We start from the raw sequence: 16,240 nt of genomic DNA on the forward strand, positions 1-16,240 counted from the left end.
ACGGACGGGCCCGCGCGGCCCGGTTCGCCGTCCGAGGGTCCGGGCAGCACGAGCGAGATACCGCGCATCACCCCGGACGGCCCCGCCGACACCGGCCAGTACGCGCAGCCGGGAGCCGGGAACACCCCCCGGTTCCACCGGCCAGTTCGCCCTGCCCCAGCGGGCGGACGCCGCACCGGAAGGCCCCGGTTCCACCGGCCAGTTCCCCCGCGTCGACGCGGGCGGGCCGGCGGAGACCGGCCAGTACGCGCGGCCTGCCTCCCCGTCGGAGGGCCCGGGCAGCACGAGTGAGATACCGCGCCTCTCTCCGGACGGACAGACGGATTCGGGCCAGTACGCGCAGCCGGAGGGCCCCGGAACCCCGGGCGCCACGGGTCAGTTCGCACTGCCGCAGTCCGGCGGCCCCTCGGAGACGGGCCCGTACGCGCGGTCCGGTTCGCCGTCCGAGGGTCCGGGCAGCACGAGTGAGATACCGCGCATCACCCCGGACGGCCCCGCCGGCACCGGCCAGTACGCGCAGCCGGAGGGCCCGGGCGCTCCGGGTACCACGGGTCAGTTCGCGCTCCCGCAGTCCGGCGGCCCCTCGGACACCGGGCAGTACGCCCAGCCGTCCTTGGGCGGTCCCTCGGAGACAGGGCAGTACCCGCAGCCGTCCTTGGGCGGCTCCTCGGAGACAGGGCAGTACCCGCAGCCGTCCTTGGGCGGTCCCTCGGACACCGGGCAGTACCCGCAGCCGGAGGCGCCCGGCGCCTCGGGCGGCACCGGGCAGTTCGCCCTGCCGCAATCCGGGTCCCCCGCCGACACCGGCGAGTACGCCCAGCCGGACACGGGCGAGTACCCCCGGCCGGACGGGCCGGGCCACACCGGCCAGTTCGCCTCTCCGCAGGCGGCCGGCCCCCAGGATCCGGCGCAGAGCCGTCCCAGCTGGGCCCGCCCCGAGCCGGGGCCGGGCGACGAGGACACCCCGCGCGGCCACGACGAGCCCGAGGGCACGGGCGAGTACCCCCAGCCCGGGCAGCCGGCCCAGCAGGGGCACCCCGGCCGCCCCGACGAGGGCCTGGCCGACGGCATACCCTCCGGGCCCCCGGCCCCGGCGGACGCGCCGACTCCGATCTTCGCTTCCATGGAGTCCAACTGGTTCCGTGGCGCGGACCGGCCCGCCCCGCAGGTCCCGCGGCAGGCGGACCAGCCGGGCCGGCCGGAGCTGCCGGTCCGGCAGGAGGGACCGGCACCCTCCGTCCAGCCGGAGGGCACCACCGGCACCGGTACGGACGGCACCGGCACCGGGTCGTTCCCCGCGTTCTCGCCGCGTCCGGGCCAGGCCGCGGCCGTGCCCCCGCTGCCCCAGCGCCGTCCCGCCCCCGGGGCGGCCGAGAACGGCGGCGCGGTCGAGAACGGCGGCGCGGTCGCGGACGGCGGCCGGGCCCAGGAGGGCGCCGCCGCTCCGGGCGGCCACTGGGGCGCCTCGCCCAACGACGAGCGCTGGCGCCGCGCCGAACAGCTGCGCCAGCCCGCCGCCGGCGGTGTCACCACCTCGGGTCTGCCGCGCCGCGTGCCCCGCGCCAACCTGGTCGCGGGCACCGCACAGCAGCAGTCCACCGCACAGTCCGGTCCACAGGTCTCCCGCGCGCCCGACGACGTGCGTGGCCGACTGACCAATCTCCGCCGCGGAGTCCAGCAGGGCCGCCAGGCCGGTTCGGGCCCGGACAACCGCGGCGCAGGCCCCACCTATCAGCAGGAGCGTTAGTTGAGTCCGATGAGCCAGGCTGCGCAGAATCTGAACTGGTTGATCACCAACTTCGTGGAGAACACCCCCGGGGTGTCGCACACGGTGGTGGTCTCCGCCGATGGCCTGCTTCTGGCCATGTCGGAGGGTTTCCCCCGGGACCGTGCCGATCAACTGGCGGCGGTCGCCTCGGGGCTCACCTCGCTGACCTCGGGTGCGTCGCGCATCTTCGAGGGCGGTGTGGTCAACCAGACCGTGGTGGAGATGGAACGGGGGTTCCTCTTCATCATGGCCATCTCCGACGGGTCCTCGCTCGCCGTCCTCGCCCACCCCGAAGCGGACATCGGCCTGATCGGCTACGAGATGGCGCTGTTGGTGGACCGTGCGGGAAGCGTACTCACTCCGGACGTACGCGCGGAACTCCAGGGAAGCATCCTCAACTGATCATCACGCTCCCCCCACCTGAGCACCACAGTCCGTTCGTCCCGACCGCCGAACCCATGCCTCGCTCGGAGGAGCCATGACCCCGCCGCCCGCCTCGCACGATCCGTACGGCGCGTACAACTCCCATTCGCCGTACGGCGTTGAGGGCGACCAGCCGCTGGTGCGTCCGTACGCCATGACGGGCGGCCGCACCCGGCCCCGCTACCAGCTCGCCATCGAGGCTCTGGTGAGCAGCAACGCGGACCCGATGCAGTTGCAGGGCCTGCTCCCGGAGCACCAGCGGATCTGCCACCTGTGCCGGGAGGTCAAATCCGTCGCGGAGGTCTCCGCGTTGCTCGCCATCCCGCTGGGGGTGGCCCGTATTCTCGTCGCCGACCTCGCCGAGGCCGGCATGGTGGCCATCCACCAGCCCGGCAGCGCCTCGGACCCGGGCGGCGCCCCCGACGTGACGTTGCTGGAAAGGGTGCTCAGTGGACTTCGTAAGCTCTAGCCCGCAGATGGACCCGGCGGCGCGGCAGCCGGCCCCGCCGGTGGGACCCATGGGTTCCATGGGGCAGCAGAGCCCGCAGGCGTACGGAACGTCTCCGGTCGGACGGTCGACGACCTCCGCGAAGATCGTGGTGGCCGGCGGTTTCGGCGTGGGCAAGACGACCTTCGTCGGTGCGGTCTCGGAGATCAACCCGCTGCGCACCGAGGCCGTGATGACGGCGGCGTCCGCGGGTATCGACGACCTGACCCACACCGGGGGCAAGACCACCACGACGGTGGCCATGGACTTCGGCCGCATCACGCTCGATGACGACCTGATCCTGTATCTGTTCGGTACGCCGGGCCAGGACCGGTTCTGGTTCATGTGGGACGACCTGGTGCGCGGTGCCATCGGCGCGGTGGTGCTGGTGGACACCCGGCGGCTGGCGGACTGCTTCCCCGCGGTGGACTACTTCGAGAACAGCGGGCTGCCCTTCATCATCGCGCTCAACGGCTTCGACGGGCACCAGCCCTACTCGCCCGAAGAGGTCCGCGAAGCCCTCCAGATCGGGCCGGACACGCCGATCATCACCACCGACGCACGCCACCGCGCCGAGGCGAAGAGCGGCTTGATCACGCTGGTGGAACACGCCCTGCTGGCCCGGCTCAAGTAACGCGCGATAGCGCACACGGCGCCGCACGCCAAGCTGTGTTTTTCGCCATTTACGGGAATCGTCACGGCCTCACGTTCATAACGTTTCGACAGAGAAAAACGCCCACCTGACCACGCCGGGCGCGCGGAACGTCTCACTCTGCGTACGAATCCCGGGCCATTTGCCGTCGCACGGCCACAATGCCCGTTTTTCTGCTGGCCGCTCGGCGTGGCTTTCCTCGCCCTCCGTAATCCGCCAGGTGTTTGGAACCGGCGGCCCTGACGTGCTGGAATTCCCTGAACTCAGCAGTAGTGCAGGCGCAGGTGTCGTGAGGGCGCCGCACGCCGAGAGGTGAGAAGTCGAGTGAGGCGAACGACCAGGGGTACGTCGGGCCCGGAGGCCAGGGGGTCCGGACGGGGCGGCGCCACGGAGGCGAGGGGCAACTTCACGCCGCCGCGTGCCGCCACGCCGCGCGGCCCGCAGGGTTCGCCGTCGCGGCCGGTGCCCGCCACCGGCGGCGGCAGCCGGTGGTCGGCGCGCAACTGGCGCGTCCCCACGCGGCTGAACGCGATCCTGCTGATACCCGTGCTCGTCGCCCTCGTCTTCGGCGGATTCAAGGTCGAGTCGGACATCTCCGCCTGGCAGGACGCCAAGGAGGCCCAGCGTACGGCCGAACTCGTCGAGGCGGCGGCCCAGTACGGCACGGCCCTCATCGACGAGCGCGACCGCAGCGCCGAGCCGCTGCTGAAGGGCGAGCGGAACGACCCCGAGGTCAAGAAGGCCCGCGACGCCACCGACGCCGCCGCCAAGAGGTTCAAGGAAGCGGCCTCCCATCTGCCGGACAACCCCGGTCTCAAGCGCCGGCTCGCCGCGTTCGAGAAGGTCGAGCCCCGGCTCCCGGCCCTGCGCACCTCCGCGTTCTCCAAGGACACCCACGGGGTGGAGACCGAGGAGGGCTACGTCGAGGTCCAGCACCCGCTGATGGAGTTCGCCAACGAACTGGGCCTGGGCACCGGCAACGTCACCTCCTACGGCCGCACCGTCTACGCGGTCTCACTGGCCAAGGCCGCCGAGTCCCTCCAGCGGTCGCTGGGCACCCACCTGCTGGTCGATGCCGGCCCCTCCGCCAAGGACAAGGAGGCACAGCTCACCGCGCTGGCCTCGTACCACTACCTGGAGCGCATCGCGCTGGGCGAGTACACCTCCGGCGGCCGCCCCGAGGACGTGCGGCTGCTCCAGGAGGAGGCGGACCGGGCCGAGGAGGCCGGCCGCAAGCGGATCGAGCAGGCCCGGGAGGACGCCCAGGACAAGGGGGAGAAGTTCGTCGCGCCGCCTTCCATGGACAAGATGGTGAAGGCCATCGGTTCCGGTGCGAGCCCCCGTGAGCTGCGCGCCAAGGGCATCACCGCGAAGAGCTGGTTCGCGACCTCCACCGCCACCTTCGACGCCTACCGGGCCGTCGAGTCGCAGCTGACCCGCGGTGCCGTCCAGGAGACGGAGGAGATCGCCGCCGACGCCCGCCGCGACGCGATCGTCAACTCCGTGATCGTGCTGGTCGCCCTGCTGCTCGCCTTCGTCGTGGCCGGCCGGATCGCCCGCTCGATGAGCCTGAGCATGCGCAACCTGCGGACCGCCGCCTTCGATGTGGCCCAGCAGCGGCTGCCGATGCTGGTGGACCAGCTGTCGCGGACCGAACCGGGCCGCGTGGACACCCGCGTCCAGCCCATCCCGATCACCACACGGGACGAGATCGGCGAGGTGGCCCGCGCCTTCGACCAGGTGCACCGCGAGGCCGTACGGCTCGCCTCCGAGCAGGCCATGCTGCGCGGAAACGTCAATGCGATCTTCACCAACCTCTCGCGCCGCAACCAGGGCCTCATCGAGCGCCAGCTGGAGCTGGTGACGGAGATGGAGAACAGCGAGGCGGATCCGGACCAGCTGGAGAAGCTGTTCCGGATGGACCACCTGGCCACCCGTATGCGCCGCAACGGCGAGAACCTGCTGGTGCTCGCCGGTGAGGAGCCGGGCCGCCGGTGGACGGAGCCGGTGCCGCTGGTGGACATCCTGCGGGCCGCCGCCTCCGAGGTGGAGCACTACGACCGCATCGAGATCAGCGGCATCCCTGAGACGGAGATCCACGGTCAGGTCGTCAACGACCTCGTGCACCTGCTCGCCGAGCTGCTGGAGAACGCGGCCTCCTTCTCGTCCCCGCGGAGCAAGGTGCGGGTGACGGCGACCCGGCTGCCGGACGGCCGGATGATGGTCGAGATCCACGACAAGGGCATCGGGCTGACCGCCGAGGACTTCGCGGACATCAACCACAAGCTCGCCAACCCGCCCACCGTGGACGCCGCCGTCTCCCAGCGCATGGGGCTGTTCGTGGTCGGCCGGCTGGCCGACCGGCACGGGATCCGCGTCCAGCTGCGGCCCTCCGGCGAGCAGGCCGGGACGACCTCGCTGGTGATGCTGCCCGACGCGATCACCCACGGCGGGGGAGGGGAGGAGGGGCCCGAGGAGGACTTCACCGTCTCCCGGATCGTGCCCGAACACCCCGGCGGTCCGCGGCCCGCCACCCCCCAGCAGCCGCAGGACCCCTCCTCCCAGCAGCCGCAGGGCCCCTACTCCCCGCAGGGCGCGCCGTACGAGCCGCAGCCCCGGGACCCGTACGGCCTGCCGGGCGGCGGCTGGGAGCAGGGCGGCGGCTATCCGCAGGGCCACGAGTCCACCGGGGAGATCGCCGCACAGCAGTACACGGGCGGCCAGGGACAGCAGCACGGGTACGGGCGGTACGGCCGGCCCTACGGCTCCGGTCCCACCCGGCCCCACGAGGGGCCCGCGGCCGGTGCGGACACCTACGCGCAGCAGCCCGTCCAGCCCCAACTGCCCGCGCACGCGGGCGAGTACGCTGCTCCGCAGCCGCAAATGGAATCCGCTTCCGGCGTTCCCGAGGGGGATGTCGAACGCGTAGGCTTCGACCGTCCGGCTTCCCTTCCGGGCAGCGGTCGCACCACCACGGACGCGGGTCTGCCGCGTCGTGAGCGGGCGCGATCGCAGCGGGACGGGGAGTTGGGTGCGCAGCGCCAGGACTCGGAAGCGGGCCTGCCGGCCCCCTCCGAGGAGGGCGGACGGCAGCCGTCGCAGGAGGGAACCGGAACACACCGGCGGAATGAGAACGACGAACGCTGGGACAGGGCGGGCCAGTTGCGCGCCCCGCAGGCGGGCGGCGTCACCTCGTCCGGACTGCCGCGGCGGGTGCCCAGGGCCAACCTGGTCGCCGGCGCCGCGGAGGAGAGCGAGCGGGGCGGGCCCGCGGTCTCCCGCACGCCTGAGGCCGTGCGCGGCAGGCTGAGCAACCTGCACCGAGGCGTCCGCCAGGGGCGTACGGCGGGCGACGGCGGCCACAGCGACCACAGCGACCAGAGCAACCGGAATGACCGACAGGGCTTCGGCCCCGGCAGCACCTACGATCAGGAGCGTTAGTGTGAGCCCGATGAGCCAGGCGGCGCAGAACCTGAACTGGTTGATCACCAACTTCGTGGAGAACACCCCCGGTGTCTCCCACACGGTGGTGGTCTCCGCCGACGGACTTCTGCTCGCGATGTCCGAGGGCTTTCCCCGGGACCGTGCCGATCAACTGGCGGCGGTCGCCTCGGGGCTCACCTCCCTGACCTCGGGTGCGTCGCGCATCTTCGAAGGCGGTGTGGTCAACCAGACCGTGGTGGAGATGGAGCGCGGGTTCCTCTTCATCATGGCCATCTCCGACGGGTCCTCGCTCGCCGTCCTCGCCCACCCGGAGGCCGACATCGGCCTGGTGGGCTACGAGATGGCGTTGCTGGTCGACCGTGCGGGCGGGGTGCTCACCCCGGACCTGCGGGCGGAACTTCAGGGCAGTCTTCTCAACTAGGGCACAACTGTCCAGCGGCCGTGCGCAACGCGTCCGGGCACCATAAGGTGCCGTGAACACAACGGCCGTATGTCCGTGAGTCGGAGGAGGAAACGTGGCAACGCCCCCAGGAGGTCCGTCGTCGTACGGCAGTGGTCATACCGACCAGCCACAGGACGTCCAGTCGGCCGCGGCCCCGGGCGGGGACGCACCGTTCCTGAACCGTTTCAACTTTCCTTCGGCGCCCAGCGAGCACGTCCAGCGGCCGACGGGTCACCCGCACGGGCAGCAGCCGCCCCATCCGGCGCAGCCGCAGCAGCCGTACGGGACCCGGTCCCAGCAGGGGCACCCCCATCAGGGGCACCACCTCCAGCAGGGCGAGCCGCCGGAACAGGGGGGACAGCCGCAGCAGCACCCCCAGTACCAGCAGCCGCTGCGGCAGCCCCAGCAGACCCGCATCCAGCCGGTGCAGCCCACGCACGGTGAGACGCCGGCCGCACAACGACGCGGCAGCGAGCACTCCCCGCCCCCGCAGCAGCCGCTGGTGCGTCCGTACGCCATGACGGGTGGCCGGACCCGTCCCCGCTACCAGCTCGCCATCGAGGCACTGGTGCACACCACGGCAGACTCCTCCCAGCTCCAGGGCCAGCTCCCGGAGCACCAGCGGATCTGCCGACTGTGCTACGAGATCAAGTCGGTCGCCGAGATCTCGGCACTCCTGACCATCCCGCTCGGCGTCGCCCGGATTCTCGTCGCCGACCTGGCCGAAGCCGGGCTGGTGGCCATCCACCAGCCCGGTGGCGACGAGACCACCGCCGACGGCCAGCCAGACGTGACACTGCTCGAAAGGGTGCTCAGTGGACTTCGGAAGCTCTAGCGCCGGGCCCGTCGGGGGTACGACAGCCCGTTCGACGACCTCCGCGAAGATCGTGGTGGCCGGCGGTTTCGGCGTGGGCAAGACGACCTTCGTCGGTGCGGTCTCGGAGATCAACCCGCTGCGCACAGAGGCCGTGATGACCTCCGCCTCGGCCGGTATCGACGACCTCACGCACACCGCGGACAAGACCACCACCACGGTGGCCATGGACTTCGGCCGCATCACCCTGGACCAGGACCTGATCCTGTACCTGTTCGGTACGCCGGGCCAGGACCGGTTCTGGTTCATGTGGGACGACCTGGTGCGCGGTGCCATCGGCGCGGTGGTGCTGGTGGACACCCGGCGGCTGGCGGACTGCTTCCCCGCGGTGGACTACTTCGAGAACAGCGGGCTGCCGTTCGTCATCGCGCTCAACGGCTTCGACGGGCACCAGCCCTACTCGCCCGAAGAGGTCCGCGAAGCCCTCCAGATCGGGCCCGACGCCCCGATCATCACCACCGACGCACGCCACCGGGCGGACGCCAAGAGCGCCCTGATCACACTGGTGGAACACGCGCTGATGGCACGGCTGCGCTAGCCCGGGCCGGTCCGGGCGGGGCGCGGAGGGGGACGAGCGGGGCGGGACGGTGCGGGGCGGGGGCAAACCCGGCCCCGCCCCGCGCGGGGCGTGGCATACGCTGGGCGAGCCCGGAACAAGCAAGCCTGCCGAGAAGGACCCCCGTGCGCATCGCGAGATTCTCCCTGGACGGAACCGTCGGTTTCGGCGTCGTGGAAGGCGAGCCCTCCTCCCCCCAGGGCCCTGTCCTCGACATCATCAAGGGCCACCCCTTCGCCGAGTTCGAGCGCACCGGACGGAAGCTCCCGCTGAGCAAGGTCCGCCTGCTCCCGCCCACCCTCCCCAACAAGGTGGTGGCGATCGGCCGCAACTACGCCGAGCACGCCCGCGAGCTGGGCAACGAGGTCGACGAGGTGCCCGTCACGTTCTTCAAGCCCTCCACCTCGGTGATCGGCCCGGGCGACCCGGTCGCGTACCCGGCCTTCTCGAAGGAGCTGCACCACGAGGCGGAGCTGGCCGTGGTCATCGGCCGCATGTGCAAGGACGTACCGCGCGAACGCGCCAAGGACGTCATCCTCGGGTACACCTGCGCCAACGACATCACGGCGCGTGACGTCCAGCGTACGGAGAAGCAGTGGGCCCGGGCCAAGGGCTTCGACGGCTCCTGCCCGCTCGGCCCCTGGACGGAGACCGAGCTGGACGCCGCCGACCTCGCCCTCATGTGCACGGTCAACGGCGAGCAGCGGCAGCTCGGCCGGACCAGCGAGATGGTCAGGTCCGTCGAGGAGCTGATCGTCCACATCACGGAGGCGATGACCCTCCTGCCCGGCGACGTCATCCTCACCGGCACCCCCGCGGGCGTCGGCCCCCTCAACGTCGGCGACGAGGTCGCCGTCACCATCGAAGGAATCGGCACTCTCACCAACAAGGTGATCAAGCGTGACTAACGCGACCGCGGACCCCGGCGTCCGCGTACGTTTCTGTCCCTCCCCGACCGGCAACCCCCACGTGGGCCTGGTCCGCACCGCCCTGTTCAACTGGGCGTACGCCCGGCACACCGGCGGCACCCTGGTCTTCCGCATCGAGGACACCGACGCGGCCCGCGACTCGGAGGAGTCCTACCAGCAGCTGCTGGACGCGATGCGCTGGCTGGGCCTCGACTGGGACGAGGGCCCCGAGGTGGGCGGCCCGCACGCCCCCTACCGCCAGTCCCAGCGGTCGGACATCTACGCGGACGTCGCGCGCAAGCTGCTGGACGGCGGCTACGCCTACCCCTGCTACTGCACCGCCGAGGAGCTGGAGCAGCGCCGCGAGCAGGCCCGCAAGGAGGGCCGGCCCTCCGGGTACGACGGGAAGTGCCGCGATCTGACCGGTGAGCGGATCGCCGCGTACGAGGCCGAGGGCCGCAGCCACGTCGTCCGCTTCCGGATGCCGGACGAGCCGATCACCTTCACGGACCTGGTCCGCGGCGAGATCACCTTCCAGCCGGAGAACGTGACCGACTACGGCATCCTCCGCGCGAACGGCGCCCCGCTCTACACGCTCGTCAACCCGGTCGACGACGCGCTGATGGACATCACGCACGTGCTGCGCGGCGAGGACCTGCTCTCCTCCACCCCGCGGCAGATCGCCCTCTACAAGGCGCTCATCGAACTGGGCCTCGCCCAGCGCATCCCCGAGTTCGGCCATCTGCCGTACGTGATGGGGGAGGGCAACAAGAAGCTCTCCAAGCGCGACCCGCAGTCCTCCCTCAACCTCTACCGGGAGCGCGGTTTCCTCCCCGAGGGGCTCCTCAACTACCTCTCGCTGCTCGGCTGGTCGATCGCCGAGGACCGGGACATCTTCTCGCTGGACGAGATGGTCGCCGCCTTCGACATCCACGAGGTCAACGGCAACCCGGCGCGCTTCGACCTGAAGAAGTGCGAGGCCATCAACGCCACGCACCTGCGCGAGATGCCGCTGAAGGACTTCATCGACGCCTGCGAGCCGTGGCTGAGGGCCCCGTACGCCCCCTGGCCCGAGGAGAACTTCTCCCGGGCCGCCTTCGAGGAGCTGGCGCCGCTCGCCCAGACCCGGCTGACGGTCCTGTCCGACATCACGCCGAACGTGGACTTCCTCTTCCTGGGCGAGCCGGTCCGGGACGAGAAGTCCTGGCAGAAGGCGATGAAGGAGGGTTCGGACGCGCTGCTGCGCACGGCCCGCGCCAAGCTGGAGGCCGCCGACTGGTCCTCGCCCGACTCCCTCAAGGAGGCCGTCCTGGCCGCCGGCGAGGAGCACGGCCTCAAGCTCGGCAAGGCCCAGGCGCCGGTCCGGGTGGCCGTCACCGGCCGCACCGTCGGCCTGCCCCTCTTCGAGTCCCTCCAGGTCCTGGGCAAGGACCGTACGCTGGCCCGTGTCGACGCGGCCCTGACCGAGCTGGCGGGGCCGGCTTCCTGACCGGCTCCGCACGCGCCACGAGGGCCCCGAGGCACGCCTCGGGGCCCTCGGCGTTTCCCGGTCCCGGGGCCCGGCCGCCGCGTCCGGGAGGGCCGGCGCCGGCGGCGGTAACCCGTTTTGGAGCACGGTCCTCGATCAGGTAATGTTCTTCCTGTCGCCGGACGGGGCGGGCCGAAAGGGCCGGAACCGGAGGCGGCCACCCAAACAAAATCCCCACTGGGGGTTGCGTTTCGGTGGGGTATGGTGTAATTGGCAGCACGACTGATTCTGGTTCAGTTAGTCTAGGTTCGAGTCCTGGTACCCCAGCAAGATCTGCGATTCTGTTCAGGACTGTTCATGTCTCGCGAGATCGATGCCCCCGTTGTGTAGCGGCCTAGCACGCCGCCCTCTCAAGGCGGTAGCGCCGGTTCGAATCCGGTCGGGGGTACGGATTCCGTCCGTCAGGCCGGGATCACCAGAGGGCCCCCGTTGTGTAGCGGCCTAGCACGCCGCCCTCTCAAGGCGGTAGCGCCGGTTCGAATCCGGTCGGGGGTACTCGATCCACTGAGCCCCGCACCTGTGGTGCGGGGCTCAGTCGTGTGCCGGGCGCCCCTCCCGCGCGGGAGAAGGCGTACGCGGGCGAGGGCGCGCGACGGAACGTGCGGAAACCGCAGGTGGTTTTCCGCGCGGTCCGCACATTCCGCACCGTCCGGCGTGTACCCGGCCCGCGCGTCCGCGCCGGTGGTGTTCCGTGGGGCGGCCGCCACCGGGAGTGGTGGAGGGCGCACTCCTCAGGAGGGGCGCCGGAGCGCCTCGCTGAGGCGGGCCGCCGCGTCCACGATGGCCTGGGCGTGCATCCGGCCCGGGTGGCGGGTCAGCCGCTCGATCGGGCCGGAGACGGAGACGGCGGCCACCACGCGGTTGGAGGGGCCGCGAACGGGCGCGGAGACGGAGGCGACGCCCGGCTCGCGCTCACCGATCGACTGGGCCCAGCCCCGGCGCCGTACACCGGACAGCGCGGTCGCGGTGAACCGGGCGCCCTGCAGGCCGCGGTGCAGGCGCTCGGGCTCCTCCCAGGCCATCAGGATCTGGGCCGCGGAGCCCGCCTTCATGGGCAGGGTGGAGCCGACCGGCACGGTGTCGCGCAGGCCCGAGAGGCGCTCGGCGGCGGCGACGCAGATGCGCATGTCGCCCTGGCGCCGGTAGAGCTGGGCGCTCTCGCCGGTCACGTCCCGTAGGTGGGTGAGCACAGGGCCCGCCGACGCGAGCAGCCGGTCCTCGCCCGCCGCCGCGGCCAGCTCGCCCAGCCGCGGGCCGAGTATGAAACGGCCCTGCATGTCGCGGGCCACCATGCGGTGGTGCTCCAGTGCCACCGCCAGCCGATGCGCCGTGGGGCGCGCGAGACCGGTCGCGGAGACCAGCCCGGCGAGGGTGGCCGGACCGGACTCCAGAGCGCTCAGCACGAGAGCCGCCTTGTCGAGAACACCGACGCCACTAGAGTTGTCCATGCGTCGATACTCACGTCTCAGAGTGTGAAACGCAAGTTCAATTTTCCCGGCGACCCGCCAACCTTGAAGTACGGCCGCCGCTTCTGGGGGTCCCCCGGCCGTCGGCCGGGGCGGTGGAACTGATCTCAACATGTGGTCGGCAGCGCTGCCGACCGGAGGGAAAGCGATGGGACGCACACTCGCGGAGAAAGTCTGGGACGACCACGTCGTCAGGCGCGTGGAAGGCGAGCCGGACCTGCTCTTCATCGATCTCCACCTGCTCCACGAGGTGACCAGCCCGCAGGCATTCGACGGCCTCCGCAAGGCCGGCCGCGCCGTGCGGCGCACGGACCTGACCATCGCGACCGAGGACCACAACACCCCGACCCTCGACATCGACAAGCCGATCGCCGACCCGGTCTCGCGCACCCAGTTGGAGACCCTGCGCAAGAACTGTGCGGACTTCGGGGTGCGGCTGCACCCGCTGGGTGACGTCGAGCAGGGTGTCGTCCACGTCGTCGGTCCGCAGCTGGGGCTGACCCAGCCCGGCATGACGGTGGTCTGCGGCGACAGCCACACCTCCACGCACGGGGCGTTCGGCGCGCTGGCCTTCGGCATCGGCACCTCCCAGGTGGAGCACGTGCTGGCCACCCAGACGCTGCCGATGGCGCCGTTCAAGACGATGGCGGTCACCGTCAACGGGGAGCTGCCCGAGGACGTCACCGCCAAGGACCTGATCCTGGCCGTCATCGCCAGGATCGGCACCGGCGGCGGCCAGGGCTATGTGATCGAGTACCGCGGCGAGGCCATCGAGAAGCTCTCGATGGAGGCCCGCATGACCATCTGCAACATGTCCATCGAGGCGGGAGCCCGCGCCGGGATGATCGCCCCGGACGAGACCACCTTCGCCTACGTCCAGGGCCGCGAGCACGCCCCCCAGGGCGCGGACTGGGACGAGGCCGTGGCCTACTGGAAGACGCTGCGCACCGACGACGACGCCGTCTTCGACCACGAGGTCGTCATCGAGGCATCCGAGCTGGCGCCCTTCGTCACCTGGGGTACCAACCCGGGCCAGGGCGCGCCGCTGTCCGCTTCGGTGCCCGACCCCGCCTCCTTCCAGGACGCCAGCGCCCGGCTGGCCGCCGAGAAGGCCCTGGAGTACATGGGCCTGAGCGCCGGTCAGCCGCTGCGCGAGGTCGCTGTCGACACCGTGTTCGTCGGCTCCTGCACCAACGGCCGCATCGAGGACCTGCGTTCGGCCGCCGCCGTGCTGGAGGGCCGCAAGGTGGCCGACGGGGTGCGGATGCTGGTCGTCCCCGGGTCGGTACGGGTCGCGCTGCAGGCCGTCGAGGAGGGGCTGGACAAGGTGTTCACCACGGCGGGCGCCGAGTGGCGGCACGCGGGCTGCTCGATGTGCCTGGGCATGAACCCCGACCAGCTCCAGCCGGGTGAGCGCGCCGCCTCCACCTCGAACCGCAACTTCGAGGGCAGGCAGGGCAAGGGTGGCCGCACCCATCTGGTCTCGCCCCAGGTGGCGGCGGCGACGGCGGTTCTGGGCCATCTGGCCTCGCCCGCGGATCTGGCGGACGTCCGCGAACCGGCTGTCGCCTGACGGGCCGACGGGTTCAAGCAGCAGCTCAAGGAGACGAGAGATGGAAGCCTTCACCACCCACACCGGCCGGGCCGTCCCGCTGCGCCGCAGCAATGTCGACACCGACCAGATCATCCCCGCGCACTGGCTCAAGAAGGTCACCCGCGACGGCTTCGAGGACGGACTGTTCGAGGCCTGGCGAAAGGACCCGGACTTCGTCCTCAACCAGGCGGCGTACCAGGGAGCCACGGTGCTGGTCGCCGGCCCCGACTTCGGCACCGGTTCCTCCCGCGAGCACGCCGTCTGGGCGCTCCAGAACTACGGCTTCAAGGCCGTCATCTCCTCGCGGTTCGCCGACATCTTCCGCGGCAACTCGCTCAAGAACGGCCTGCTCACCGTCGTCCTGCCGCAGGAGACGGTGGACGCGCTGTGGAAGCTGACGGAGGACGACCCGGCCGCCGAGGTCACCGTGGACCTGGTGCGCCGCAAGGTGCTGGCGCCGGGCGTCGAGGCGGACTTCGAGCTGGACGAGAACGCTCGTTGGCGGCTGCTGGAGGGGCTGGACGACATCAGCCTCACCCTGAAGAACGAGGACGCCATCGCTGAGTTCGAGCGCTCCCGGCCGGCCTTCAAACCCCGCACGCTCGCCGCCTGAGCCGGGCCGAGCCCCGCTGGAACCAGACCCCTCGCGCCCCCGCCGCATCCGGCGGGGGCGCGTTGCTGTGCGGGGACCCGCGGGCCGTGGCGCGTGCGTTGCCGAATGACGTGAATTAGTCTTGACGACGGCTCCTGTCGCACTAAGGAACAGTGCCGTTCGCGACGCGCCAGCTCCACCCAGCGCGAGGTGCCAACACGGGCTCTGCCCAGCCGAGTTGGGGCCCACACCTCGTCCGTTCCCGCCCTACGCTGACCCGCTGGAAGCGACAACTCACCCCAGATGGCACAATCACCGCATGGAACGCGACGGTCAACTGGAGCTCTACGACCGACTCGCCGCCCGACTCAAGGAAGCGCACTCCCGGGTGCGCTCCCCGCAAATCCCACAGAGTGCACGGGTCGCGCTGACCCGGAAGCTGCTCGTCATCACCGCGGCTTCCAAGCACGATCTCGCCGACGCGGAACGGCGCCTGGAGCGTCTGATGGCCGACGTCGACGAGGGGTGTTCCGCCCCGGGGCAGGGGGGCGTGTGCGCGGACGGAACTCCGTGACGGGCGAGTTCGTTGCGACACAAGGGTGATTCGCCCGTTTCGTGTTTGATTTGCGGTATATATCTGCCTAACGTGCGAAAAAGCTGAACACATTCGTTCCAGGCAATGTCTCCGAAGGGGAAGACGTGAACAAGGCGCAGCTCGTTGAAGCAATCCAAGATGATCTCGGTGGACGCCAGGACGCCGCGAAAGCGGTCGATGTGGTGCTGGATGCGATCGTTCGTGCGGTTGTCGCCGGTGAGCGGGTTTCGGTCACCGGCTTCGGCTCTTTCGAGAAGGTCGACCGTCCCGCCCGTTACGCCCGTAACCCCCAGACCGGTGAGCGGGTCCGGGTGAAGAAGACCTCGGTGCCGCGCTTCCGCGCCGGTGCGGGCTTCAAGGACCTGGTGAGCGGGGCCAAGAAGCTCCCGAAGAACGATGTCGCGGTCAAGAAGGCCCCCAAGGGCAGCCTTTCCGGCGGCACGGCCACCAAGAAGGCCACCGCCAAGAAGGCCGGCGCCAAGAAGACGGCCGCGAAGAAGACCACCGCCAAGAAGGCGCCGGCGGCCAAGAAGACCACCACCGCCAAGAAGGCCCCGGCCAAGACCACGGCGAAGAAGGCGCCGGCGGCGAAGAAGACCACCGCCAAGAAGGCCCCGGCGGCCAAGACCACCACGGCCAAGAAGGCCCCGGCGAAGAAGAGCACCGCCAAGAAGGCTCCCGCGCGCAAGACGGCCGCGCGCAAGACCACCGCCAAGAAGACCACGTCGCGCAGGCGGTAACGGACGCGGAGGCGGGCACCGCTCTCCGCCGCCCCGCCCATCGCGGGGCGAAACGATCCCTCTCCGGATTCAGGGCCCCGGGGAGCGGATCCAGCGGCACTTCGCCGCGTCGGCAACGCCGGGCCGGGCTCCCTCGGGGGAGCCCGGCCCGCGGCCGTTCCGGGCCCCGTC

Annotated in this window: 14 protein-coding genes, 3 tRNA genes and 1 pseudogene; 17 read left to right on the forward strand and 1 reads right to left on the reverse strand. The window is 71.2% G+C overall.

The features are described from left to right. Positions 1–1,036: 1,036 nt before the first annotated feature. From FM076_RS24015 to FM076_RS24075, 13 genes and pseudogenes are all read left to right on the forward strand, one after another. Positions 1,037–1,747, forward strand: a pseudogene (locus FM076_RS24015) (histidine kinase); the annotation flags it as partial. Positions 1,748–1,756: 9 nt separating this feature from the next. Next, positions 1,757–2,170 carry a roadblock/LC7 domain-containing protein gene (locus FM076_RS24020; protein ID WP_031026030.1) on the forward strand — a complete coding sequence of 138 codons (414 nt, stop codon included), beginning with the start codon at positions 1,757–1,759 and terminating at the stop codon, positions 2,168–2,170. A gap of 76 nt (positions 2,171–2,246) precedes the next feature. Continuing rightward, positions 2,247–2,660, forward strand: coding sequence for a DUF742 domain-containing protein (locus FM076_RS24025; RefSeq protein ID WP_173873013.1), 414 nt, complete (start codon positions 2,247–2,249; stop codon positions 2,658–2,660). Positions 2,661–2,709: 49 nt separating this feature from the next. After that, positions 2,710–3,312: a GTP-binding protein gene (locus FM076_RS24030; RefSeq protein WP_428814995.1), complete on the forward strand. Its 603-nt coding sequence runs from the start codon at positions 2,710–2,712 to the stop codon at positions 3,310–3,312. Positions 3,313–3,654: 342 nt separating this feature from the next. Next, positions 3,655–6,771, forward strand: a complete 3,117-nt coding sequence (locus FM076_RS24035; protein WP_173873015.1) for a nitrate- and nitrite sensing domain-containing protein — start codon at positions 3,655–3,657, stop codon at positions 6,769–6,771. A gap of 10 nt (positions 6,772–6,781) precedes the next feature. Continuing rightward, positions 6,782–7,195, forward strand: coding sequence for a roadblock/LC7 domain-containing protein (locus FM076_RS24040; protein WP_037792627.1), 414 nt, complete (start codon positions 6,782–6,784; stop codon positions 7,193–7,195). Positions 7,196–7,289: 94 nt separating this feature from the next. Continuing rightward, positions 7,290–8,051 (forward strand): DUF742 domain-containing protein, encoded by a 762-nt coding sequence (locus tag FM076_RS24045; protein ID WP_173873016.1) that lies wholly within the window; start codon positions 7,290–7,292, stop codon positions 8,049–8,051. Then, a complete protein-coding gene (locus FM076_RS24050) occupies positions 8,032–8,628 on the forward strand; it encodes a GTP-binding protein (RefSeq protein ID WP_079035522.1) in 597 nt (198 codons plus the stop codon). The genes FM076_RS24045 and FM076_RS24050 overlap by 20 nt, the downstream gene beginning before the upstream one ends. A 143-nt stretch (positions 8,629–8,771) precedes the next feature. Then, positions 8,772–9,554, forward strand: coding sequence for a fumarylacetoacetate hydrolase family protein (locus tag FM076_RS24055; RefSeq protein ID WP_173873017.1), 783 nt, complete (start codon positions 8,772–8,774; stop codon positions 9,552–9,554). After that, the gene (gltX, locus tag FM076_RS24060) at positions 9,547–11,043 is read left to right on the forward strand and encodes a glutamate--tRNA ligase (RefSeq protein WP_173873018.1); all 1,497 of its coding nucleotides are present in this window, start codon (positions 9,547–9,549) and stop codon (positions 11,041–11,043) included. Before FM076_RS24055 ends, gltX begins: the two co-directional genes overlap by 8 nt. A gap of 234 nt (positions 11,044–11,277) precedes the next feature. Next, positions 11,278–11,349, forward strand: a tRNA-Gln gene (locus tag FM076_RS24065). A 48-nt stretch (positions 11,350–11,397) separates the two neighbouring features. Continuing rightward, positions 11,398–11,470: transfer RNA gene (locus FM076_RS24070), tRNA-Glu, on the forward strand. A gap of 34 nt (positions 11,471–11,504) precedes the next feature. Further along, positions 11,505–11,577 (forward strand) — tRNA-Glu (locus tag FM076_RS24075). Between the two features lie 236 nt (positions 11,578–11,813). On the opposite strand, the gene ndgR is transcribed toward FM076_RS24075, so the two are convergent. Next, positions 11,814–12,530, reverse strand: a complete 717-nt coding sequence (gene ndgR, locus FM076_RS24080) for an IclR family transcriptional regulator NdgR (protein WP_173873019.1) — start codon at positions 12,528–12,530, stop codon at positions 11,814–11,816. A 166-nt stretch (positions 12,531–12,696) separates the two neighbouring features. Here ndgR and leuC point away from each other — a divergent pair, with 166 nt between their 5' ends. From leuC to FM076_RS24100, 4 genes are all read left to right on the forward strand, one after another. Continuing rightward, positions 12,697–14,121: a 3-isopropylmalate dehydratase large subunit gene (gene leuC / locus FM076_RS24085; protein WP_173873020.1), complete on the forward strand. Its 1,425-nt coding sequence runs from the start codon at positions 12,697–12,699 to the stop codon at positions 14,119–14,121. 40 nt (positions 14,122–14,161) lie between these two features. Further along, positions 14,162–14,755: a 3-isopropylmalate dehydratase small subunit gene (gene leuD, locus FM076_RS24090; protein WP_173873021.1), complete on the forward strand. Its 594-nt coding sequence runs from the start codon at positions 14,162–14,164 to the stop codon at positions 14,753–14,755. A gap of 298 nt (positions 14,756–15,053) precedes the next feature. Continuing rightward, positions 15,054–15,308, forward strand: coding sequence for a hypothetical protein (locus tag FM076_RS24095; protein ID WP_173873022.1), 255 nt, complete (start codon positions 15,054–15,056; stop codon positions 15,306–15,308). Positions 15,309–15,433: 125 nt separating this feature from the next. Beyond that, a complete protein-coding gene (locus FM076_RS24100; RefSeq protein ID WP_173873023.1) occupies positions 15,434–16,069 on the forward strand; it encodes an HU family DNA-binding protein in 636 nt (211 codons plus the stop codon). Positions 16,070–16,240: the final 171 nt, after the last annotated feature.

The organism is Streptomyces albus subsp. chlorinus (assembly GCF_013302895.1).
GTDB lineage: Bacteria > Actinomycetota > Actinomycetes > Streptomycetales > Streptomycetaceae > Streptomyces > Streptomyces chlorinus.

Bases quoted from the DNA above. Each gene is read 5' to 3' on its own strand.
- FM076_RS24095 (WP_173873022.1), top strand. From the start codon at position 15,054: ATGGAACGCGACGGTCAACTGGAGCTCTACGACCGACTCGCCGCCCGA.
- FM076_RS24030 (WP_428814995.1), top strand. From the start codon at position 2,710: ATGGGTTCCATGGGGCAGCAGAGCCCGCAGGCGTACGGAACGTCTCCG.
- leuD (WP_173873021.1), top strand. From the start codon at position 14,162: ATGGAAGCCTTCACCACCCACACCGGCCGGGCCGTCCCGCTGCGCCGC.
- FM076_RS24020 (WP_031026030.1), top strand. From the start codon at position 1,757: ATGAGCCAGGCTGCGCAGAATCTGAACTGGTTGATCACCAACTTCGTG.
- leuC (WP_173873020.1), top strand. From the start codon at position 12,697: ATGGGACGCACACTCGCGGAGAAAGTCTGGGACGACCACGTCGTCAGG.
- ndgR (WP_173873019.1), bottom strand. From the start codon at position 12,530: ATGGACAACTCTAGTGGCGTCGGTGTTCTCGACAAGGCGGCTCTCGTG.
- FM076_RS24025 (WP_173873013.1), top strand. From the start codon at position 2,247: ATGACCCCGCCGCCCGCCTCGCACGATCCGTACGGCGCGTACAACTCC.
- FM076_RS24040 (WP_037792627.1), top strand. From the start codon at position 6,782: ATGAGCCAGGCGGCGCAGAACCTGAACTGGTTGATCACCAACTTCGTG.